We start from the raw sequence: 20,061 nt of genomic DNA, 5'->3' as shown, positions 1-20,061 counted from the left end.
AGCGGTCAGGCTCACCTTACCACTTCTACCTTTATCTTGATATCATCCACCGGCCACTTGTCGGACTCCACGGGCTGGTTGGAAATCTTGTCGACCACATCCTGGCCTTCGATGACTTCGCCGAAAACGGTGTACTGTCCATCGAGCGAGGGCACGCCGCCCACTTTGGCGTAGGCTTGCACCTGGGCTGGCGTAAGCTTGCGGCCGGCCATGGCCTGCGACTGGTTGGGGGCTAGTTTCTCGCCCACTACGAAGTAGAAATCGGTGTTCGACGAGAGGCGGCCAGGGTTCTGCTCGTCGTCGTAGCGGGCCATGCCGAGCGCGCCTTTGCGGTGGAAATGCTCGGGCCGGAATTCCGGTGGCAGGCGGTAGCGCTTTAGCCGGATGGTGCGCGCCCCGTAGGTCTGGCCGCCCTGCACGGCAAAGTCCTTCACCACGCGGTTGAACATGGTTTCGTCGAACACGCCCTTGCGGGCCAGCAGCAGGAAATTGGCCTTGTGAATGGGCGTGTCGTCGTACAGCTTCACCCGAATGTTGCCCAGGCGCGTCTTCACCAGTACTTCCGAGCCCGGGTACTGGCGACCATAAGCCAGCAGGGCGGCCGGCGCGGCGCTATCGGTGAGGGTAGCTAGGTCGGGGCCGGGCACTACGGGCTTGGTGGCTACCGGTGCAGTGGCCGGCGGGGCTTGGTTGCAGGCAACCAGCAGGGCCAACCCGGCGAATAAGAGACGGTTCATGGCACAAAATAAACCCGGCCCCGCACATTGGCGGGGCCGGGCTGGAGCGGAAGCGATAGAGCCACGCGACACTTCGCGTCTTTACAGTGGACGGTTTCGTCCAGCCAATAGACGCCAAGGGCCGCGTCACTACTTCGGACGGTACGAGTTCAGGTACTTGCTCAGGCCTAGTTTCTTCGCAATGTCGGCGAACATCTCAGGGTCGAAATTATCCTCGCCGGGCGAGTTCAATTGGGGTTCTTATTCCAGAATGGGGTAGGGTACGCCTTTTTTTGCGCCCTGAATTACCTCCGGCTCGGAGCCGTCTTCGGGGTGCTCACGTGCAGGCCGCCGCGCACCAGCAGGTAGCCCACCTTGGTGCGGGCACAGGGGTCGGTTACCATTTCGTACACGCGCATCTTGTTGGCGCGGGCGCCGCACTCCAGAAAGAAGTTGTGCAGCAAGTCCAGGCGCAGGTTGCCCGAGCTGAAAACGTTGTCGCCGTCCAGGGGTGGCCCAGCGAGTCCTGGGGCAACGCGGCCTGGCCGCTGGCAATAAAGTGGTGGGTGTTGCGGGCATCGACGGCGCCGGCCAGCGGGCCCGATACCGGGTCGGGGTTGCGCTTGCTGGCGCCCGTCAGCAGCAGGTTGATGGCGTAGCTAACGGCTTCAATATGCGAATACTCTTCGGTCATAGCTGGAAAGGAAGAAGGTGGAAAAAATGAAAAGCCCAGCCCGCGGCGTGCGGACTGGGCTTTCTATGCGCCCTTCTGTGGGCGGAAGCTACTGCGTTTTATATGGACTTAACCGTAGTTAAGACGGTATAATGCTTTGACTTACACATCTATTGCTTAGTCTGACTCCGTTCCCTTCTGCTTAACTTTTTCGCTGCCGTTGCGGCTCTTGCTCTTCACCTTCAGTTTGTCGTAGGCGGGGGCGTCGTCATCGGTTGCCGCTGGTCTGGGCGAGTCGGCGGCGGGGGCATCGGCATTGTCGCCCATGTCGCGGGCCGACTTAATGTTTTCCACCGCCTCCACTTTCTTCATTTTCTGCTGGGCTAACAGCAGTTGGTCCTGCGCAATGGTGTTTTTCTTCCAGGCGGCAAGCTCCGTAGCGAGCTTGGCTTTTTCGGCCGCAGATGGCTTGCCGGGGTGCATCAGGGCGTTGAGGTCGGGCTTACCGCCATCCTGCCAGGCCGTGAGCCAGAGCGACGACACCAGGCCCGGGGCCGAACGCAGGCGGAAGTTAACCATGCCGCCCACGGCCTTGTCGTACTCATCGGCGAAGGCATCGGAGAAGCGCCGCGAGGTTTTGCCGTAGCGGTGCGAAAACGTGTAGCGCACCTCGGGCTTCATTGTTTTCTCGATTTTCAGGGCGCGGTCGAAGGTCTCGCCCAGGAAGCCGTAGCTCTGGCCCAGCACGGTCCAGATGGCATCGAGCGGGTTTTTGAGGTACTTGGCCGGCTCACTGTCAAGGTTGTAGGTGCCGATGAAGCGCTCAGGCAACTGGCTTTCCCAAAGCGAGTGCAGGCCCTTCTGGTCGGTAAGCTGGCCGTCGTAGTTGATGGTGGTGTGCAGCGGAACAAAAGCATCGCCCACGTAGTGGCTCAGCTCGGCCGAGTAGCGGATAATTTCGGTGGTATCGCGGTTGCGGAAGGCTTCCGTCAGGCTATCCTTCATTTCAATTATTACCCACGGCACGGTGCCGTACTTTTTCAGGGTGTCGGCGGTGTATTTCGACGTGGCCTGGTCGTACTGCCGGGGCATTTTACCGAAGGGGTCTTCTTCGGAATAATGGTCCATGTCGATAAAGTGCTTGGGCGCTTCGTTGGGGTCGGAGCCGCGGCGCTCGTCGGGGGCAGTGCTTAGGCGCACCAGGTCCGTCATGTTGCGGAAGTAAAACAGCTGCATCGAGACTGGCAGGTCGTACACCGCAATCTGGGTGATGGTGCGGTGGCCAAAGAAGCCCCAGCCACTGGCAGAGCCGGCAGCCAGCACCAGCACCAGTAGTAGCAGCGATAGCAAGGATTTTTTCATGAAGGCGGGAATTGATTTAGCAGGAAAGGCTAGGGGCCCGTCCAAAGTTCGGCAACGCGCGGCACATTTTCACCGCGTACGCTTTAGCTGAATAACTCTTCTCTGCCGCTGCCGCTACCCGGCCATTGCTCGCTTGGCTGCCGAAGCCGTGCCGGGCTGATGCGCGCCGTGCAGTTCCTGGCGGCGGGCCAGCAGCTCGGCCAGCTTCTCATATATGAACGTTGTGGCCTGCTCGCGCAGCTTATCGCCGCTGCCGCTGAGCTGTACGCGGTACTCGTGGGCGTGCCCTTCCAGCAATATGGTCACGAACACCGTCCCCACGGGTTTGTCGGGCGTTTCGGAAGCGCCGGGCCCGCAGAGGCCCGTCACGGCGACGCACACGTCGGCGGCTGGCAGGTGGCGATGCAGGCCCTGGGCCATTTCATTCGTTGTCTGCTGGCTTTCGGCCGAGTATGTGTCCAGCGTTTCTTTTTTCACTCCCAAGAGCTTTTGCTTGGCTTCGCGGTGGTAGGTCACCACCGAGCCGAGCAGCACCTCGCTCACGCCGGTGGCAGGCGCCAGCTGGGCGGCAGCCATGCCGCAGGTGCAGCTCTCGGCCAGCGCCAGCGTCAGCTTGTGCTGCAGAAACTGCTGCACCAGGGCATTTACATCGAAGGGTTTCATGCGGAAATCTAGAAGTACAGACTGCCGTTGCATACGCCTGGCGGCCCGGCGGAGGTTGCGGACGAGCTTAGCTTAAGCCGCTGCCGATGTCCCGCGCCGCGCCCAGCGCCACAGCGGCCAGGCCCCCGCTACCAGGCCCACGGCCACCAGCGCGTGGGCCCAGTCCGCCACCACATTCAGGACCAGGAACCCCACCGACAGCGCTACCAGGAGGCCCGTACTCCAGGGGTGGGCCCAGGCGCGGTAATTGCCGGGCGGCACCGGCCCCTGCCGCCGCAGCCGGAACAGCGCGGCGAAGCCCACCACGTAGTAGCCCACAAACAGCACCGCCGTCACGGCTTCGAGGGCCTCTACTGTGCCGGTGGCCAGCAGCGCGAGGGTCAGGACGGTGGCTGCGCCCAGCGCCGAACGGGGCGTGCCGCCCGCGTGCACCTGGGCCAGCCCGGCCGGCAGCTGCCCCGCCCGGCCCAATGCAAACAACACCCGCGTGGCCATCAGCAGCACCGAGTTCAGCACCCCCAACATGGCCACCACGCCCAGGCCCAGCACCAGTCGGCGGCCCACAGGACCGGCCAATGCCGCGGCCAGCTCTCCCAGGGGCAAGCTGGTTGTTTGGATAGTCGCAAACGGCAGCACCCGCAACAGCACCGCGTTCAGCACAAAATACAGCACCAGTACGGCTGCCACGCCACCCACCAGTGCCCGCGACAGCGTCCGGCCCGGTTGTGGCGTTTCCTCGGCGAAATAAATGGGGGCATACCAGCCGTCGTAGGCAAACACCACCACCTGCAGGCCTGCCACCAGCGCGGCCGCTGTCAGCCCGCCCGCTACTGGCACCGAAGCGGGCGGGATGGCTACAGTAGCTGCAGGCAACGCCACGCTGGCCGCCAGCAGTCCTACCACGCCCAGCAGCAGCACGCCGGCCGTTATTTCCTGGGCTTGGCTGCCTTCACGGAGCCCGCGCGCCTGCACTGCGGCCAGCACCAGCACCGCCAGCGCGGCCAGCAGGCGCGGGCCACCCGGCACGGCCAGGGGCAGAAGCGGCGCGAGGTATTGGCCCAGCAACAGGGCCACCAGGGCGCCGGTTACGCAGCTGCTTGTCCAGTCGGCCCAGGCCACTGCCACGGCCGGAAATTCGCCAAACGCAGCCTCGGCGTAGCCATACCAGCCGCCGGCCTGCGGCAGGCGGCCCGCCAGCTCGGCTAGGGTGTTGGCCGCAAGTAAGGTGTAGAGGCCGCCCACCACCCACAGCGCCAGCACTGGCCCGGGCCCGCCCAGCCCCCGCGCCAGCTCGCCGGGGCTGCTGAGCACGCCGGTGCCAGCCGTGCCGCCCACAGCTACCGCCAGCGTGAAGCCCAAGCCTACCAAGCGGCGCAACGGAGAAGCGCGGGGTGGGGGAGCGGGATTGGGGGGCACGAATGGGGATAGTAAAAACGTCATGCAGAGCGGAGCGAAGCATCTCGCGTGTAGTCACTAAATCTTACGATTGGTTTACTACCGCACGTACCGCACGCGAGATGCTTCGCTCCGCTCTGCATGACGTTTTTTTGCTCATTGCTCATTGCTCATTGCTCATTGCTCCTTCTTCTAAGTGAAGCGTTACTCCTGGCGGTAAGCCACGCCGGCCTTCATCACGAACACCGGGCGCATCATCGCCGAAATATCCTGGAGCGGGTCGCCGTCCAACGCCACGATGTCGGCAAACTTGCCGGCTTCGAGCGACCCTAAATCGGCCGTTTCGCCCAGCAGCTCGGCCGCGTTGAGGGTGGCGGTGCGAATGGTTTCGAGCGGCGACATCCCGGCTTCGGCCATGTAGCCGAACTCGCGGGCGTTCTGGCCGTGGCGAAATACGCCGGCGTCGGTGCCAAAGGCCACGCGCACGCCCGCCTTGTTGGCCCGGCTAAAGGTGCCCTGCATTTTGGTGCCCACATCCAGTGCCTTGCGGGCAATAACGGGCGGGAAGTAGCCCGGCCGCAGCCGCGCGGTGTCGGCTACCGACTTGCCGGCGATGAGCGTGGGCACGTACCAGGTGCGGGTTTTGGCCATCAGCTTAATGGCTTCGTCGTCCATCAGCGAGCCGTGGTCGATGCTCGTGACGCCGGCCCGCACCGCCCGCTTAATGCCCTCGGCGCCGTGGGCATGGCAGGCCACGCGCAGGCCCAGGTCGCGGGCCGTTTCCACCACGGCCCGGATTTCCTCTTCCGAATACTGCGCGCCGGTACCGTCCTTGCTCAGGTCGAGCACGCCGCCGGTGCTGGCAATTTTAATGAGGTCGGCGCCGCGTTTGAACTGCTCGCGCACGGCTTGGCGGCACTGGTCGGGCCCGTTGGCCAGGTTGATGGGGTGCCCGGCTTTCTCAATTTGGTCTTCGTTCAGGCCATCGGTTTCGTCCATGTGCCCACCGGTGGCCGAAATGGCCATGCCCGCCGAGTAAATGCGCGGCCCCGGCACCAGGCCCTGGGCCACGGCATTGCGCAGGCTGGTGTTCACGCCCGAGCCGCCGCAGTCGCGCACGGTGGTAAAGCCGGCACGCAACGTTGTTAGCGCGTTAATCTGGGCCCGAAAGGCAATATCGGCCGGGTTCAGCGTGAAGCCTTCGCGGAAGTTGTTGCGGTTAGGCGTCGATTCCATGTGCACGTGGCAGTCGATGAGGCCGGGCAGCACGGTGCGGTTTTCGAGGTTGATGACTTTGTCCTGGGGCCCGCTGGCGGCGGTGTAGCCGGCCTGTACGGCCGTAATCCGGTCTTTCTCGACCACGATGGTTTGCTGGCTGAGCAGCTTGCCGCTGCGCACGTCGAGCAGGCGGCCGCAGTGCAGCAGGGTTTTCTGAGCGAAGGCGGCCGGCGCGGCTAGCAGCAGCGCCAGGAGGAGTGTAGGGGTTGGGCGCATGAGGAGAGTGAGCGTAGGATTGGGTTAGGGAAACAAAAGAACATCATGCTGAGCTTGTCGAAGCATCTCTACTGCGCTACTAACCGATTTTAGTATTGCGGTAGAGATGCTTCGACAAGCTCAGCATGACGTTCTTTGTGTTGTTTCATAGTTGCTTCATACTTCCATCAACTCCCAATTTTACCAACATGACCACGCAAGCCGAATTCGAAGCTGCCAGCCAACGCTCGCTGCAACTGCCTACCAAGCCCAGCAACATGGTGCTGCTCCAGCTCTACGCCCTCTACAAGCAAGCCACCGAAGGCGACACCACCGGCGACCGCCCCGGCGGGTTCGACTTCAAAACCATTGCCAAGTACGACGCCTGGAAAGGCCTGCAGGGCACCAGCAAGGAAGCCGCCCGCCAGCAATACGTCGAGCTAGTGAACGGGCTGGTCGGGTAATTAATGTGAGAATATGCTGAATGTGGGAATGTGAAAATCGAATTTGCTGATTCAGTTTATAAAACAGGTTTCGGATAATTCATTTTCTTATTTTCCACATTCATCACCTTCTCACATTAAAATGGAAATTTCCCGCAAAAAGCCGCCATATCCCATCACGCCGGAGCTGCGCCAGTACCTGCGCGACTACGACCGCGACACGGCCCTGTCGGTTACCTACGCCGAGCTGCGCCAGTTCACGGGCTCGTTTGCGCTGCTCGACCGCACGGGCACCGACACGCTTTGGCAAACCGTGTACTACGAGCCCCAGGCCCTGCGCGAGCTTAGCCAGGGCCTGACGGAGGTGTACGCGCAGCTAAAAACGGCCGGCGACCTGAGCTTTATGGAGCACCTCGTGGCCGACCGGGTGGACTACTGCGAGTTTGGCAATTCGCAGCCGTTTCGGGTGCGCATCGTCAACCAGCTCAACGACAACTACGACTACTTCTACGTGAAGCGGGCCGACGCCTCGCGCCTCTATGGGCTGGAGCTGGAACACCTGCTCTCGCCCAACTCCATGAACTTTCTGGTGAGCGGCGACACGCTGATTGAGGAGCACATTGTGGGCATTCCCGGCGACGACTTCATCAAAAAGCACCTCAATCAGCCGCAGCTTAACCAGGTGCGCATTGCCAAGGAATTCGTGAAGTTCAACGAGCGCTGCTTTGTGCGGCTGCTGGGCGACATGCGGGCCTACAACTACGTCATCGCCGTGACGCCCGACTTCGAGGACGAGCAGTACCGGGTGCGGGCCATCGACTTCGACCAGCAGAGCTACGAGGGCCGCCGGGCCATGTACCTGCCCCAGTTTTTCAAGGACAACGGGGAAGTGGTGGCCATGTGCGCCCGCCACATCAAGCCCGAAACCCTGCGCCAGTACCAGGCCGAAGAGCGTGCCCTGATGGCCCGCCGCGCCCGCGCCGACCGCCATCGCCTGCGCGACCTGCTCGCAGCCATGCGCTGCCACGACCTGGCCCCGCCCGAGAAAGTGGCCCAACTCAAGGCCGAGCTCAATCGCTACCATCACACGCAGGCATTCGACAAGTGCGACGGCATGGGCGACATTGTGCGCCAAAATCTTTGGCTAATGTTGGGCGCCAGTTTCAAGCCCGCTGCGTAGGGTCCATCTTTCGCAGCTCATCAATAGAAAAACATAAAGGTTCGTTATAATAATTTTAATTTGTTTGCGATTTATTGCAAAAAATGCAAACAAATAGTGAACCTATTAATGAAAAGCGGGGTAGAGGTGGGAATATTTGCCACCTCTTCATCTAATCCCGTTTATGAAAAACAAAAACACGCCATTTCCAGGTAAATTTTTGATGGGCGCGGCCCTGTTGGGCGCCTTTTCGCTGGCGAGCTGCGAAAAGAACCCGGAAACCCCGGCGCCTACTGCCGCCTCGGCTTCGGCAGATGCAGCAGCTTTGGGACAGCCCGGCCGCGACTACGTAGCCAATGAAGTGCTGGTAAAATTTAAAAACGGCACGTCGGTGAGTGCCAGGAGCGCCGCCCTGGCCCGCATCAGCGGTGAGGTCAGCGAAAGAATCCTGACCAAGGCCATGCAGCGGGCCGGCGAAAGCGAAGCCCTGCTGGTGGTGCGCACCCCGCTGGTGGCCCTCGAAGCCATCGGCCGCCTGAAAGATTCCGACGTTGAGTTCGCCGAGCCCAACTTCATCTACACCCACCAAGCCGTTTCAACGGACCCCAAGTTCACCGATGGTTCCTTGTGGGGCATGTACGGCGCCACTACTTCCCCGGCCAACCAGTACGGCAGCGGAGCCGCTACGGCCTGGGCCGCCGGGCACACCGGTTCGGCTTCGGTGGTGATGGGCATCATCGACGAAGGCGTTCAGTTCACCCACCCCGACCTGCAGGGCCAGGTGTGGACCAATCCATTTGACCCAGCCGATGGCATCGATAACGACGGCAACGGCTACGTAGATGATATTCACGGCTGGGATTTCGACGGCAACAACAACACCATCTACGACGGTGGCAGCAGCGGCGGCACCGACGACCACGGCACCCACGTATCGGGCACCATCGGCGCCAAAGCCAACAACGGCCAGGGCGTGGCCGGCATGAACTGGAACGTCACCCTCATTTCCTGCAAGTTTCTGGGCCGGCGCGGCGGTACCACGGCCAACGCCGTGAAAGCCGTTGACTACCTCAACGACCTGAAATCGCGCCACGGCATGAACATCGTGGGCAGCAATAACTCCTGGGGCGGTGGCGGCTTCTCGCAGGCCCTCTCCGACGCCGTGGACCGCGCCAACACCGCCAACATCCTCTTCATTGCCGCTGCCGGCAACGGCGGGAGCGATGGCGTGGGCGATAACAACGATGCCGTGGCCAGCTTCCCGTCCAACCTGCCCCAGGCCAACGTTATTGCCGTAGCCGCCATTACCTCGACGGGCGCTAAGTCGTCCTTCTCGAACTTCGGTGCCACCACCGTGGATATCGGCGCTCCTGGCTCGGGCATCTGGTCGAGCACGGCCTTCAACATTTACGAGTCCTACAATGGCACGTCGATGGCGACGCCGCACGTATCGGGCGCAGTAGCTCTGTATGCTTCCACGCACCCCGGCTCCAGCGCTGCCACCATCAAGGCAGCCATCCTCAACAGCGCCACGCCGACGGCTTCGCTGGCTGGCAAGTGCGTTACCGGCGGCCGCCTGAACGTGAGCGGTTTCTAAGCTTCGCTCCTTCGGCACTATCTGGCCGACGCTTCCCAACAAAAAACGCCCGCTGAAAAGCGGGCGTTTTTTGTGTTGAGTCGATTTTCAAGCTCCATCGCCGGCTTGGGCGCGGGCAGGCCAACGGCTGTAGCGTCGTGCTCGAAGTGGCCTTTGTGCGAGCCGTCGCAGAACGGCTTCTGCTTGGAGAGCCCGCAGCGGCAGATGCTGGGGCCGCAGCTGCGCCGGGCGGCGGGGTAGGAGGGGCGGGTGACGAAACGGTGCCTGGCCTAAACAAAATCCTGCTTGGATCGAACTACTTCCTATTTGGAGGAGACGACTAAGAGGTCGGGCTACACGAAATCCTACTCGGGGCCGACGAAGTGCTACTTGGGTTGTGCGAACGCCTGCTCGGTGCGTGCTACCCGGTGTTGGGGGCCACGAACGGCGGGAAGGAATAGAATAATGCGTATGTTCAGGGCGTTAATCCTTTCTTCACTTTTCCACAACCTTTTACCCATGACAGACGAGCAGGTTAATTTTGAAAGTATGGCGCTGAACGTGCGCGAGCTGCTGGCCGGCGCGCGCCCGCAGTGGGCCCCGCTGTATGCGAAGATGGTGGCCGACTTTGAGGCGCTGGACGCGGCCCTGGGCCAGGCCGGCACGCAGGCCACCACGCTGGCCGCGGGCGGTAGCACCGGCTACACCAGTGCCAAGGATTTGGCCGAAGTGGCGGTGCTGGACGCGGCCATGCCGGTGCTGCGGGGCCTCAAGGCCTTGCAGCTCGACGCGCCCGACCCGGCGTTGGCTCCGCTGGCGGCTTACACCCGTACCTCGCTCGATGAACTCCGCGACCTGACGCAGGTGAAAACGCTGCGGGCGCTGCACACGGTGGCATTGGCCCGCACCGCCGCCCTGGCCGAGGAGCGGGTGACGGCCGCGCAGGTAGCGGCCCTGGATGCTAAAATCGCGGCCTTCGAACCGTTGGTGGGGACACCGCGGCAGGCCACTACGGCGGCGGCCACGCTGCGCGAGCAGTCGGTGGCTTCGCTGGGCGCCGCGCGCACGGCCCTCAAGCGCCTGGATGTGCGGGTGCCGAACCTGGTGGACGACCTGCCCGAGCTGGTGGCGCAGTACAAAAAGGCCCGCATCATCGTGGATGCCGGCCACGGGCCTAAGCCAGATTCGGCGAAGGCATAGCAGAGCACGGCAGTCCTATCTTTGAATCCCTGGCCCAACGGGCCGGGGATTTTTTCTTTCCACTTCCACCTGTTTGCATCGCATGAAGCAATTACTACTCTCGGGGCTGCTGTTGCTGCTGAGCCTGTGCGGCTCGGCCACGGCCCTTGCGCCGTCCACCACGGGCCGCCCGCTGGCCGAGGCCCTTAACCCCGACGGTACCCTGAAGGCCGGGGCCACTGGCTCGTTCGATGCCCGCGCGTTTCGAATGCGCACGGGGCCGAATGGGCGGCCGGTGTTCCGGCCGGCCGGGGCGCTGGGGGCTGGGGATGAGCGGTGGCAGAACGGGTTTGGGCTGAATGGCACCAACGGTACGGTCGATGCCGTGCTTCGTTCTGGAACTGACATCTACATTGGCGGGACCTTTACGACCGTTGGCAATGTAGTCGCCAACCGGGTGGCCAAGTGGAACGGCACAGCCTGGAGCCCGCTGGGCACGAACACAGCCAACGGTGTGAGCGGCGCTGTTACCGCGCTGGCCTTGGCTGGCAACGGAGATGTGTACGCGGGCGGCTTCTTCACGCAGGCTGGCGGCGCGGCGGCCAACCGGGTGGCCAAGTGGAACGGCGCAGCTTGGAGCCCGCTGGACACGGGCACGGCCAACGGCATAAACAACACGGTTTTCTCGCTGGCGGTGGCTGGCAACGGGGACGTGTACGCGGGCGGGTACTTCACGCGGGCCGGCGACGTGGTGGCCTACAACGTGGCCCGGTGGAACGGCACGGCCTGGAGCAGCCTGGGCACGGGCACGGCCAACGGCTTGGATAGCAGCGTTACCGCATTGGCCGTGGCCGGCAACGGGGACGTGTACGCGGGTGGCCTTTTTAGACAAGCCGGCAGCGTGGCGGCCAACCGGGTGGCCCGGTGGGACGGCACGACCTGGAGCCCCTTGGGCACAGGCACGAACAACGGCATGAACAACGAGGTACGTACGCTGGTGGTAGCCAGCAACGGGGACGTGTACGCGGGCGGCTTCTTCACGCAGGCCGGCGGCTTGGCAGCCAACTTTGTGGCCAAGTGGAACGGCGCAGCTTGGAACAGTCTGGGCACGGGCACAGCCAATGGCATGAACGTCGGTGTTCCCACATTGGCCCTAGCTGGCAACGGGGACCTGTACGCGGGTGGCAACTTTACGGTAGCTGGCGGTGTAGCAGCCAACCGGGTGGCCCGGTGGGACGGCACGGCTTGGAGCAGCCTGGGCACGGGCACGAGCAACGGCGTGAGCCAATACATCAACGCGCTGGCCGTGGCCGGCAACGGGGACGTGTACGTGGGCGGTAATTTCAACCAGGCTGGCGGTACGGTGGCCACCAGGGTAGCCAAGTGGAACGGCACGGCTTGGAGCCCGCTGGCCAGCGGCAGAAACAACGGCCTGAATACTGATAATTTCTCCCAAAGCTACGCGTTGGCGGTGGCTGGCAACGGGAACGTGTACGCGGGCGGCAATTTCACTGAGGCTGGCGACGCGTCGGCCTCCGGAGTAGCCAAGTGGGACGGTGCGGTCTGGAGCCCATTAGGCAGCGGCATGCCCTCTATATCAGACAAAATTAACGCGCTGGTGGTGGCTGCCAATGGGGACGTGTACGCGGGCGGCCTTTTTAGGCAAGCCGGTGGCGTGGCGGCCAACAACGTGGCCAAGTGGAACGGTTCGATTTGGAGCGCACTGGGCGTAGGGCTGGCCAATGGCGTGAACCAAGCCGTGTACACGCTGGCTTTGGCCGGCAACGGGGACGTCTACGTGGGCGGGTACTTCACGCAGGCCGGCGGCGCGGCGGCCAACAACGTGGCCCGGTGGAATGGTACGGCCTGGAGCAGCCTGGGCACGGGCATATCCACCAGCCCGTACCTCGGCGGATTCAGCAAGGTCACCGCACTAGCGGTGGCTGGCAACGGGGACGTGTACGCGGGCGGGTACTTCACGCAGGCCGGCGGAGTGGCAGCCAACAACGTGGCCCGGTGGAACGGCACGGCCTGGAGTTCGCTGGGAGCGGGACCATCCAGTGGTATGAACGACGGGGTTAACGCGCTGGCGGTGGCCGGCAACGGGGACGTGTACGCGGGCGGCTTCTTCACGCAGACCAGTGGCGCGGTAGGCAGCAACGTAGTCAGGTGGAACGGCACGACCTGGAACCCGTTGGGGGCGGGCTTTGGCGTCGTCGTGAATTACAGCGGCTTGAGCAGCGCTATTCTCACGCTGGCGGTGGCCGGCAACGGGGACGTGTACGCGGGCGGCTTCTTCGCACAGGCTGGCGGCGTGGCGGCCAACAACGTGGCCCAGTGGAACGGCACGGCTTGGAGCCCGCTGGGCAGCGGCACGAACGACTATGTGGACAATCTGGTCATTGGGTCAACTGGTAAAATATACGTTCATGGTTCTTTCGGTGCCACCGGCGACAGCAGCAAGGCTATGGTGGGTTTTGGCATCTACAACCCCAGCGCACCCCTGGCCACCAAAGCCACGGCCGCCACGCCCGCCGCTCAAATCTTCCCCAACCCGGCCCACGGCACGGCCACGCTGCGCCTGCCCGCTGGCACCGCCCGCCAGCCCTTGACGCTGAGCGATGCGCTGGGCCGGCTGGTGCGCCAGTACCCCGCACCAGTTGGCGCCGAGGCCGTGCTGGACCTGCGCGGGCTGCCCGCCGGCACCTACTTGGTGCGTTGCGGCGAGCTCACCCACCGGTTGGTGGTGGAGTAGGGTGCGGGGCTTGCCCCCGCCCGTCGTTGAACGATTCAGCCGCAAGTCGTTCAACGACGTGCGGGGGCAAGCCCCGCACCCTACCTCGAATAGGTAAAGCACAAAAAGCCCGCTGAACAACAGTTCAACGGGCTTTTTGTGCTTTAGTGCTGCTTACAAAGCCGGTTTGGGCGCGGGCAAGTCAAAGGCTGTAGCATCGTGCTCGAAGTGGCCCTTGTGCGAGCCGTCGCAGAACGGCTTCTGCTTGGAGAGCCCGCAACGGCAGATGCTGATGCGCTCGCGGCCGCCGAGGCCGTAGGGCTGGCCCTGGGCGTCCACTAGTTCGATGTTTTCACCCTCTACGCGGAGGGAGCCATTAGAGAGGACGGTGAGTTTGATGGCCATGTTGGAGGGTTGGGTTTTGAATGGGGTGTTTTGATTGGTGATTGTCATCCTGAGCTTGCGAAGAATCTTGTCACGCTAGCACAGGCAGTTCTCGCATGATTAGGTCCTTCGCAAGCTCAGGATGACAAACTACAGCGCTTTCCGCATGATGTAATCGTTCATGAAATACGGGCCGATGGGCACGTCTACCTCGCGCTGGCGCACGAAGCCGCGCCGCTCGTAGAAGGCAATGGCCGGGTTGTAGCGGTTCACGTTCAGGTCGAGGTAGTGGCCGCCGGCGGTGCGGGTGGCGTTTTCCACGGCTTCGATGAGGTGCTGGCCCAGGCCCTGGCCCTGGCGGGTGGGCAGCACGTAAATCTTGTGCAGCTTGTAGCCGGTGGCACCGTCGGCCCCGGCCTCGGCGGGTTGCGGCGAAAACGAGGCAAAGCCGGCCGGCTCACCTTCCACGTAGGCCACCAAAAACTGGTGCTGTTGCTCCGCCATCTGCCGCTTCAGGGCGGCCGGCGAGTAAATCACCCGGTACATGTATTCCAGCTGCTCCTCCGAAATGATGAAGCGGTAGGTAGGCTCCCAGGTGGCCTCGGCCAGCCGAATAATGGTGGGAATGTCGGTGAGCGTGGCGGGCTCGATGCGCGGCGGCGCGGCGGGAGCGTCAGAAGTCATACTAGCGGTAAAACACGAAATTGCGGCGAAAAAACCGAAAACGGCCGGCTCACCCTGATACGGCTGGCTAGCTCTTTGCGTTAACACGTCGCATTCGGCTCTTTTCTCTGCTTAATCTGAATGAAACCCACCGCCATACTATGTTCCTTGGCACACTGGCTGCTACGCCCCGGTACGGCGACCTCGTTGGGGCCCGCCTCACGACCCACCGGCCCGCCGCGGTCCAAGCCACCGCTGGCCCCACCGAAAACGACCCGGTGCAGCAGCACCTGCTCCCAATCACTATCGGCCTTGGGCAAGCCCGGGCCGAGCAGCTGCCCGAAACCTGCGAGCGATTCGTGTTGGCCACCCGCGCCGAGGGTTGCCAGTGGAACGCCGCCCTATGGTCAACCGCGGGCCCGCCTCAACCAGCCTTGAAGAGCGCCTGCGCACCCGGGCCTTTCGGGGCGAATTCCGCACCCTGCGTAGCCCCCGCGGCCTGAAAGCCTTCTCCGAGTAACGGGGCCTCGACGACCCTATTGCTGCAGGAGCAGCCATTGCCGCGCCGGCTCTTCCTGCAGAAAGAGGGCGGTGTGCAGCTGCCGGCTGATAGCATCCATAAATTCCTGGCTTACTATCTGCGATTCCAAATCGGGCGAGAGCAGGTACGCAATGGCCCGGACGCCACGGGTTACTGCCTGCGGCAGCCACTCGTATTCGAGCCAGGGCAGGGCATCGCTCCAGTCGCCGCTGGTGTCGCGCTTGTCGTTCAGCACCCGCGAGTAGGAATACGCACCTAGCAGTTTCGAGCCCTCGCTCACGGCCCGCACTACTTCCTCGGCCGTCAGGTTGCCGTGCCAATGCACGTAAAGCATCGCACCTTCGGCGAGGTAGTAAAAGTCGGCCAGTGGCGCACCGTAACGGTCAGCCACCACAAGAACAGGTTGGGTATCGGTTACGACCATAAACGGAATAATTCAGTTAATAATCAATACAATTCAACTGCAGCAAAAAGGTTTATCAGTCTGCTGCCCAACAGCCATGGGCTACTATCTTTGGGGTTCTGCTATTTAGTACCTTTTTCGTTCGCAGCACATGCACATTGCCATTGTCGGCAACATCGGGGCCGGTAAAACCACGCTGGCCCACAAGTTAGCTCAACATTTCCGCTGGGAAGTTTTTTTGGAAGACGTTGATGACAATCCTTACCTGAAGGATTTTTACCACGACATGCCCCGCTGGGCCTTCCACCTCCAGGTGTACTTCCTGAACGGCCGCTTTCGCCAGACGCAACTCATCAAGGAGTTGCAGAAGTCCGGCAAGGGCATCATCCAGGACCGCACCATCTACGAGGATGCCCACATCTTCGCGGCCAACCTGCACGAGTCGGGCCTGCTCGAAACCCGCGACTACAACAACTACTACGCCCTGTTCGAGTCGATGGTCGACCTCGTGGCCCCGCCCGACCTGCTGCTCTACCTGCGCGCCGACCTGCCCAAGCTCATCGGCCAGATTGATAAGCGCGGCCGCGACTACGAGAATACCATCAGCATCGAGTACCTCAAAAACCTCAACGAGCACTACGAAAAGTGGATTGGCACCTACAGCGCTGGCCGTAGCCTCATCATCGACGTGAACGAACTCGACTACGTGCGCAACCCTGAAGACCTGGGTACTATTATCGAGAAGATTGATAATACGCTGTACGGCCTGTTTTAAGGGACTGATTTAAACGCTGACGGATTAAACACAACGTCATGCTGAGCTTGTCGAAGCATTTCTGCCGCCGCAGTAAACTCAATCGAAGGATTAGTTACGCGGTAGAGATGCTTCGACAAGCTCAGCATGACGTTCTTTTTTATTTATTCCAACGCCCAACGCCCAACGCCTCACAGTGCTTCGTTGAAGAAATCAACCAGTGGCCTTGCCGCCGCAATGTCGGCTACCAGTTGGTCCACGAAGCCCGAGGCTAATACTGCATCATCGGCGTAAAATTTCCCTGCTCCGAACGTCTTTAGCTTAAGCCAGGCGACATCGGGGTCGGTGGCAGCGTAGCCCCGCGGCGGGCGTGTGAGCTGCGGTCCCGTAGTATCGAGCCCCGTCGGGAAGTGGTGCAGCAGCTCCGGCGCCTGCCGCAGCCGATGAAATTCGTCAGGGTTGTAGTGGATTTCCTGCCGGATGGCGCCCAGCATTTCCGCAGTAGGCCACCAGGTGCCGGCGCCCAGCCAACTGCGCCCTTCCGGCTGAATGGCGATGAAGTAGCCCGCCCGCGGGGCATGGCGGCCACCTTGCTTCAGGCCAGCGCCCATGCGGCGCTTGTAAGGCTCGGGGTCGCGCTGGCTGCGGTCGTTTTTGTGAAGGCGGAACATCACATCGCTGGGCATGAGGTCGGCCAGGTCGGCATCAGTAGTTGCCACGCGGGCCAGCACCTGGCGCACCAGCTCGGTGCAGGCGGCGCGGGCCCGTTGGTAGTCGGGGCGGTGCTCTGCCATCCAGGCAGTGGTGTTGTTGGCCGCCAGCCGGGCCATAAAATCGAGCAGGTAATCCAGTTCCATTACACAAATAGCGCGGCCGAAAGCGGGCGCGGCATCTTCCAACGCGGCCGGTGCGGCGGGAGTTGCTTGCTGCCTGGGTAGTGGCCGGGCGCTACTTGCGGCTTAGTACCGTCACGGCATCCCCTACCCGCAGGTGGCCGCGGCCGGGCCCGGTTACGTTCTGGCCAAACAGGGTGCTGTTTTCAGTCTTGCGGTAAGTAGCCAGCGTGCGCAGCGGGTCGCCCAACGGGTTCTTCTGCGCCGTTTGCTGGTCGATGGTGGTGAGTACGCAGCGCCCGCAGCCCCGCACGGCCCGAAACGTCACGTCGCCAATCTGGAACTTCTCCCAGGTATCGTCTTCGTACGCGTGGCCGCCGCCAAATATCAGGTTGGGCCGGAAGCGGTTCATCGGCACGGGCTCAGTTAGGCGGGTATTGAGGTCGGCCAGGGCGGCCTCACCAGCCAGCAGGAAGGGGTAGCCATCGGCAAAGCTCACCAGCTGGCCGTCGGGGTTAAACTCCGGCTCTACATCGCGCCGCACCATGTCCGACATGTACACCAGGCGGCAGGGGCGGCCCAGGGCTTCGCTTAGCCACTCGTCGGCCTCAGTCGCCCCGCGCCAGGCCCACAGAATATCGTCCCACACCGTCACGAACAGGGTGCGGTCGGGCTGCGCGGCAAAAGGAATGAACAGCGGCAGCAGCTCGGGCCGTTGCTTATGCGAAATCAGGAAGCCGTTGTAAGCCGGGGCCAACGTCAACAACGCCAACTCCGGGTGCTGCCGCTGCGTCAGGAAGCGGTTACGCTCGTCTACAAGCAGCCAGCGGCGGTCGTGGCGCAGGCCGCGGGCCGTGACTTCGGCTTCGGCCACGGCGTAGCCTCCGAGCGATTTCACAGGGTATAAGTACAGACCAGTAAGGGAGAGAGCGGTGGGCATAGCGCAAAAATAGGCCTGGCAGCGGAGTAGTGGGTTCGTGGAGTGGTAGAATAGTGGAGGCCGGGCTTGGTAAGTGGGCTTGAGCGGTAGCAGGCGCCCCTATCAACCTGCTTTTCAGTGCAACCTGCCAAGCCTCTACTCTACCACTAGCAGGTCGGTGGCGCGCACATAGGCTACGCGCTGCTGCCACTGCACGCGGTACCAGATGTCTTCGCGCCCCAGCACGGGCAGGCGGTCGCCGAGCGCAGCCGTGCTTAGCCAAGCGGAGCTGGCTCCTGGCCCGGCCATGAGGGCAGCACCCGCCCGCGACACCAGCCCCGCCGGCGCCGGGCGAAGCAGGTGCAGGTACGCCGCCAGCAACACCAGGTAAGCAGCGAAAGCCACCCAGGGACCGCGTCCCCGGCGGCGCAACAGCAACCCCACGGCGGCCACCACAGCCCCTGCTAACAACACCTGCAGCCCCGGGTAGTAATAGCGCTGGGCCTGCACCCGCAGCTCCTGCTGCCAGGTATTGGGATAGCCCACCAGCCGGTGCTGGGCGGCCAGCGAAGCCAGCTGCTGCCAGGTACGCACCCGCGGCTGCCGCGCCTGGGCCATGCTTAGGTAGAGCAGCGCGGCCGGGTAGTGGCCTAGCTGCTGCTGAGCATAGGCCATTTTTAACAGCAACTCGGGCGAGGCACGCTTCTTTTGCCACACCAGCTCCCGATAGCCGGGAAAAGCTGCCGCATATCGGCCAACAGCAAACAATGAATCGGCTTGGGCAGGTGCTGGAGTGATGGCAGAAGCTGCAGTGGTTATTTTTTTTTTTGCTCCAGGTTTTGCACCCAAGCTGCAGAAAGGCAGGATGATTAAGAGGAGAAAAAGGGCGCGCACGATAAGGAGAGAAGACTTTTTTTGCAGGCAGAGTTGTGTAATCCGGAAGGCCGTACTACTTTTGTGCCACCAAAGAAGGAAACGCCCTTCCAAGGTACAAGGTACCGATTCTGTAGCTCAGCTGGTAGAGCAGTACACTTTTAATGTACGGGTCCTGGGTTCGAATCCCAGCGGGATCACAGCAAAAAGCCCCAATCTGGAAACAGGTTGGGGCTTTTTCTTTGCCACGCGATAGGTCAGGTTGCACAGGCTTTGTGGCCGCAGTCTTTATGAAATTGCCTAAACCGAATAAGGCCCCGCAGAGCTTGTTTCTGCGGGGCCTTCTTACACTAACACATGAGTTGCTTACTTCAGCAGCTCATGCAGCACGGTTTGCATAGAAATAGTGCGGTTGCCGGCTTCTTGGATGATGAGCGAGCCGGGCGCGTCGAGCACGGCGTCGGACACTTCCACGTTGCGGCGCACGGGCAGGCAGTGCAGGAATTTGGCGCTGTCGGTGAGGGCCATGTGGTCAGGGGTGAGCATCCAGGCGGGGTCGTTGCCGAGCACCTGGCCGTAGTCGCGGTAGCTGCTCCAGTTTTTGGCCTGCACGTAGTCGGCACCTTCCAGGGCTTTCTTCTGGTCGTATTCGATGCGGGCGCCTTTGGTGAACTTGGGGTCCAACTCGTAGCCTTCCGGGTGGGTGATGACGAAGTCGACCCAATCGATTTCCGAGAACCAGTCGCAGAAGGAATTGGGCACGCACTGGGGCAGGGCGCGCACGTGCGGCGCCCAGGTGAGCACCACTTTCACGCGCTCCTTCTGCTTGGTTTCGGCCACCGTGATGAGGTCGGCGAAAGACTGCAGCGGGTGCAGCGTGGCGCTTTCCAGGCTGATAACGGGCACCGTAGCATATTGCAGAATCTTGTTGAACACGACCTCACCGTAGTCCTCGGCCTTGTCTTTGAGGGTAGGAAACGTGCGCACGCCCAGCACGTCGCAGTACTGGCTCATCACCGCGATGGCGTCCTTGATGTGCTCCTGGGTGCCGCCGTTCATCACCGCACCGTCGGCCATTTCCAGGGTCCAGGAGTCGGCTCCGGCGTTCAGCACCCAAGCTTGCGCGCCCAGGTTGTAGGCCGCCTTCACCGAGCTGAGGCGGGTGCGCAGGCTGGGGTTGAAGAAGATGAGGCCGACGGTTTTGTTGCGCCCGATGTGCTGGTAGCCGTAGGAATTGGCCTTGATTTCCAGGGCTTGCTGCAACAGGGCTTTATAGTCGCCCGCATCGGCGAAGGAGGTGAAGTTTTTCATCTTGATT

The 20,061-nt window shown here is 62.4% G+C and carries 19 protein-coding genes, 1 tRNA gene and 2 pseudogenes; 8 read left to right on the top strand and 14 right to left on the bottom strand.

Going from position 1 to position 20,061, the window contains the following annotated elements:
- Positions 1-11: 11 nt before the first annotated feature.
- From ABD837_RS20215 to ABD837_RS20190, 6 genes and pseudogenes are all read right to left on the bottom strand, one after another.
- Positions 12-737, bottom strand: coding sequence for a peptidylprolyl isomerase (locus ABD837_RS20215; RefSeq protein ID WP_345058225.1), 726 nt, complete (start codon positions 735-737; stop codon positions 12-14).
- Positions 738-1,021: 284 nt separating this feature from the next.
- A pseudogene (locus ABD837_RS20210) lies at positions 1,022-1,410 on the bottom strand (manganese catalase family protein).
- Between the two features lie 156 nt (positions 1,411-1,566).
- Entirely contained in the window at positions 1,567-2,751 is a 1,185-nt protein-coding gene (locus ABD837_RS20205) for a zinc dependent phospholipase C family protein (RefSeq protein ID WP_345058223.1), read from the bottom strand.
- A 114-nt stretch (positions 2,752-2,865) separates the two neighbouring features.
- Positions 2,866-3,414, bottom strand: a complete 549-nt coding sequence (locus ABD837_RS20200) for a CinA family protein (protein WP_345058221.1) — start codon at positions 3,412-3,414, stop codon at positions 2,866-2,868.
- A gap of 72 nt (positions 3,415-3,486) precedes the next feature.
- Complete coding sequence (locus ABD837_RS20195; RefSeq protein ID WP_345058219.1) at positions 3,487-4,830, bottom strand: APC family permease; 1,344 nt, start codon at positions 4,828-4,830, stop codon at positions 3,487-3,489.
- A 183-nt stretch (positions 4,831-5,013) separates the two neighbouring features.
- Positions 5,014-6,303 (bottom strand): amidohydrolase family protein, encoded by a 1,290-nt coding sequence (locus ABD837_RS20190; protein ID WP_345058217.1) that lies wholly within the window; start codon positions 6,301-6,303, stop codon positions 5,014-5,016.
- A gap of 188 nt (positions 6,304-6,491) precedes the next feature.
- Here ABD837_RS20190 and ABD837_RS20185 point away from each other — a divergent pair, with 188 nt between their 5' ends.
- The 3 genes from ABD837_RS20185 to ABD837_RS20175 all read left to right on the top strand — a co-directional run bounded on the left by ABD837_RS20185 (position 6,492) and on the right by ABD837_RS20175 (position 9,481).
- Positions 6,492-6,746: an acyl-CoA-binding protein gene (locus ABD837_RS20185; protein ID WP_345058215.1), complete on the top strand. Its 255-nt coding sequence runs from the start codon at positions 6,492-6,494 to the stop codon at positions 6,744-6,746.
- A gap of 121 nt (positions 6,747-6,867) precedes the next feature.
- Positions 6,868-7,905: a hypothetical protein gene (locus ABD837_RS20180; protein WP_345058213.1), complete on the top strand. Its 1,038-nt coding sequence runs from the start codon at positions 6,868-6,870 to the stop codon at positions 7,903-7,905.
- A gap of 163 nt (positions 7,906-8,068) precedes the next feature.
- Complete coding sequence (locus ABD837_RS20175) at positions 8,069-9,481, top strand: S8 family peptidase (protein ID WP_345058211.1); 1,413 nt, start codon at positions 8,069-8,071, stop codon at positions 9,479-9,481.
- A gap of 17 nt (positions 9,482-9,498) precedes the next feature.
- Here ABD837_RS20175 and ABD837_RS20170 read toward each other — a convergent pair.
- Positions 9,499-9,690 (bottom strand): annotated as a pseudogene (locus tag ABD837_RS20170) (CDGSH iron-sulfur domain-containing protein); the annotation flags it as partial.
- 289 nt (positions 9,691-9,979) lie between these two features.
- On the opposite strand from ABD837_RS20170, the gene ABD837_RS20165 reads away from it, so the two are divergent.
- Positions 9,980-10,660, top strand: coding sequence for a hypothetical protein (locus ABD837_RS20165; protein ID WP_345058209.1), 681 nt, complete (start codon positions 9,980-9,982; stop codon positions 10,658-10,660).
- Positions 10,661-10,742: 82 nt separating this feature from the next.
- Positions 10,743-13,394 (top strand): T9SS type A sorting domain-containing protein, encoded by a 2,652-nt coding sequence (locus ABD837_RS20160; RefSeq protein WP_345058207.1) that lies wholly within the window; start codon positions 10,743-10,745, stop codon positions 13,392-13,394.
- Positions 13,395-13,547: 153 nt separating this feature from the next.
- On the opposite strand, the gene ABD837_RS20155 is transcribed toward ABD837_RS20160, so the two are convergent.
- Positions 13,548-13,778, bottom strand: coding sequence for a CDGSH iron-sulfur domain-containing protein (locus ABD837_RS20155; RefSeq protein ID WP_345058205.1), 231 nt, complete (start codon positions 13,776-13,778; stop codon positions 13,548-13,550).
- A 129-nt stretch (positions 13,779-13,907) separates the two neighbouring features.
- A complete protein-coding gene (locus ABD837_RS20150; RefSeq protein WP_345058203.1) occupies positions 13,908-14,441 on the bottom strand; it encodes a GNAT family N-acetyltransferase in 534 nt (177 codons plus the stop codon).
- A 140-nt stretch (positions 14,442-14,581) separates the two neighbouring features.
- Between ABD837_RS20150 and ABD837_RS20145 the strand changes: the two genes are divergently transcribed.
- Positions 14,582-14,923, top strand: coding sequence for a hypothetical protein (locus ABD837_RS20145; RefSeq protein WP_345058201.1), 342 nt, complete (start codon positions 14,582-14,584; stop codon positions 14,921-14,923).
- A 33-nt stretch (positions 14,924-14,956) separates the two neighbouring features.
- Here the strand turns inward: ABD837_RS20145 and ABD837_RS20140 are convergent, their stop codons facing one another.
- Positions 14,957-15,385, bottom strand: coding sequence for a hypothetical protein (locus ABD837_RS20140; RefSeq protein WP_345058199.1), 429 nt, complete (start codon positions 15,383-15,385; stop codon positions 14,957-14,959).
- Between the two features lie 130 nt (positions 15,386-15,515).
- Here ABD837_RS20140 and ABD837_RS20135 point away from each other — a divergent pair, with 130 nt between their 5' ends.
- Positions 15,516-16,139 carry a deoxynucleoside kinase gene (locus ABD837_RS20135; protein ID WP_345058197.1) on the top strand — a complete coding sequence of 208 codons (624 nt, stop codon included), beginning with the start codon at positions 15,516-15,518 and terminating at the stop codon, positions 16,137-16,139.
- Between the two features lie 170 nt (positions 16,140-16,309).
- On the opposite strand, the gene ABD837_RS20130 is transcribed toward ABD837_RS20135, so the two are convergent.
- From ABD837_RS20130 to ABD837_RS20120, 3 genes are all read right to left on the bottom strand, one after another.
- Positions 16,310-16,975: a DUF2461 domain-containing protein gene (locus ABD837_RS20130; RefSeq protein WP_345058195.1), complete on the bottom strand. Its 666-nt coding sequence runs from the start codon at positions 16,973-16,975 to the stop codon at positions 16,310-16,312.
- 91 nt (positions 16,976-17,066) lie between these two features.
- Positions 17,067-17,891: an MOSC domain-containing protein gene (locus ABD837_RS20125; protein ID WP_345058193.1), complete on the bottom strand. Its 825-nt coding sequence runs from the start codon at positions 17,889-17,891 to the stop codon at positions 17,067-17,069.
- 135 nt (positions 17,892-18,026) lie between these two features.
- On the bottom strand, positions 18,027-18,545 hold the full coding sequence (locus tag ABD837_RS20120) for an SH3 domain-containing protein (RefSeq protein ID WP_345058191.1): 519 nt from the start codon (positions 18,543-18,545) through the stop codon (positions 18,027-18,029).
- 325 nt (positions 18,546-18,870) lie between these two features.
- Here ABD837_RS20120 and ABD837_RS20115 point away from each other — a divergent pair.
- A tRNA-Lys gene (locus ABD837_RS20115) sits at positions 18,871-18,943 on the top strand.
- Between the two features lie 166 nt (positions 18,944-19,109).
- Here the strand turns inward: ABD837_RS20115 and ABD837_RS20110 are convergent.
- Positions 19,110-20,054, bottom strand: a complete 945-nt coding sequence (locus ABD837_RS20110; RefSeq protein ID WP_345058189.1) for a Rossmann-fold NAD(P)-binding domain-containing protein — start codon at positions 20,052-20,054, stop codon at positions 19,110-19,112.
- Positions 20,055-20,061 lie beyond the last annotated feature (7 nt).

The organism is Hymenobacter glaciei, assembly GCF_039539585.1.
Taxonomy (GTDB): domain Bacteria; phylum Bacteroidota; class Bacteroidia; order Cytophagales; family Hymenobacteraceae; genus Hymenobacter; species Hymenobacter glaciei.
This window is presented reverse-complemented; position numbering and strand designations above follow the sequence as displayed.

What these genes read in the sequence shown, in the direction of transcription:
- ABD837_RS20215 (WP_345058225.1), bottom strand. Translation starts at nt 737, where the DNA reads ATGAACCGTCTCTTATTCGCCGGGTTGGCCCTGCTGGTTGCCTGCAAC.
- ABD837_RS20205 (WP_345058223.1), bottom strand. Translation starts at nt 2,751, where the DNA reads ATGAAAAAATCCTTGCTATCGCTGCTACTACTGGTGCTGGTGCTGGCT.
- ABD837_RS20200 (WP_345058221.1), bottom strand. Translation starts at nt 3,414, where the DNA reads ATGAAACCCTTCGATGTAAATGCCCTGGTGCAGCAGTTTCTGCAGCAC.
- ABD837_RS20190 (WP_345058217.1), bottom strand. Translation starts at nt 6,303, where the DNA reads ATGCGCCCAACCCCTACACTCCTCCTGGCGCTGCTGCTAGCCGCGCCG.
- ABD837_RS20185 (WP_345058215.1), top strand. Translation starts at nt 6,492, where the DNA reads ATGACCACGCAAGCCGAATTCGAAGCTGCCAGCCAACGCTCGCTGCAA.
- ABD837_RS20180 (WP_345058213.1), top strand. Translation starts at nt 6,868, where the DNA reads ATGGAAATTTCCCGCAAAAAGCCGCCATATCCCATCACGCCGGAGCTG.
- ABD837_RS20175 (WP_345058211.1), top strand. Translation starts at nt 8,069, where the DNA reads ATGAAAAACAAAAACACGCCATTTCCAGGTAAATTTTTGATGGGCGCG.
- ABD837_RS20165 (WP_345058209.1), top strand. Translation starts at nt 9,980, where the DNA reads ATGACAGACGAGCAGGTTAATTTTGAAAGTATGGCGCTGAACGTGCGC.
- ABD837_RS20160 (WP_345058207.1), top strand. Translation starts at nt 10,743, where the DNA reads ATGAAGCAATTACTACTCTCGGGGCTGCTGTTGCTGCTGAGCCTGTGC.
- ABD837_RS20155 (WP_345058205.1), bottom strand. Translation starts at nt 13,778, where the DNA reads ATGGCCATCAAACTCACCGTCCTCTCTAATGGCTCCCTCCGCGTAGAG.
- ABD837_RS20150 (WP_345058203.1), bottom strand. Translation starts at nt 14,441, where the DNA reads ATGACTTCTGACGCTCCCGCCGCGCCGCCGCGCATCGAGCCCGCCACG.
- ABD837_RS20145 (WP_345058201.1), top strand. Translation starts at nt 14,582, where the DNA reads ATGTTCCTTGGCACACTGGCTGCTACGCCCCGGTACGGCGACCTCGTT.
- ABD837_RS20140 (WP_345058199.1), bottom strand. Translation starts at nt 15,385, where the DNA reads ATGGTCGTAACCGATACCCAACCTGTTCTTGTGGTGGCTGACCGTTAC.
- ABD837_RS20135 (WP_345058197.1), top strand. Translation starts at nt 15,516, where the DNA reads ATGCACATTGCCATTGTCGGCAACATCGGGGCCGGTAAAACCACGCTG.
- ABD837_RS20130 (WP_345058195.1), bottom strand. Translation starts at nt 16,975, where the DNA reads ATGGAACTGGATTACCTGCTCGATTTTATGGCCCGGCTGGCGGCCAAC.
- ABD837_RS20125 (WP_345058193.1), bottom strand. Translation starts at nt 17,891, where the DNA reads ATGCCCACCGCTCTCTCCCTTACTGGTCTGTACTTATACCCTGTGAAA.
- ABD837_RS20120 (WP_345058191.1), bottom strand. Translation starts at nt 18,545, where the DNA reads ATGGCCTATGCTCAGCAGCAGCTAGGCCACTACCCGGCCGCGCTGCTC.
- ABD837_RS20110 (WP_345058189.1), bottom strand. Translation starts at nt 20,054, where the DNA reads ATGAAAAACTTCACCTCCTTCGCCGATGCGGGCGACTATAAAGCCCTG.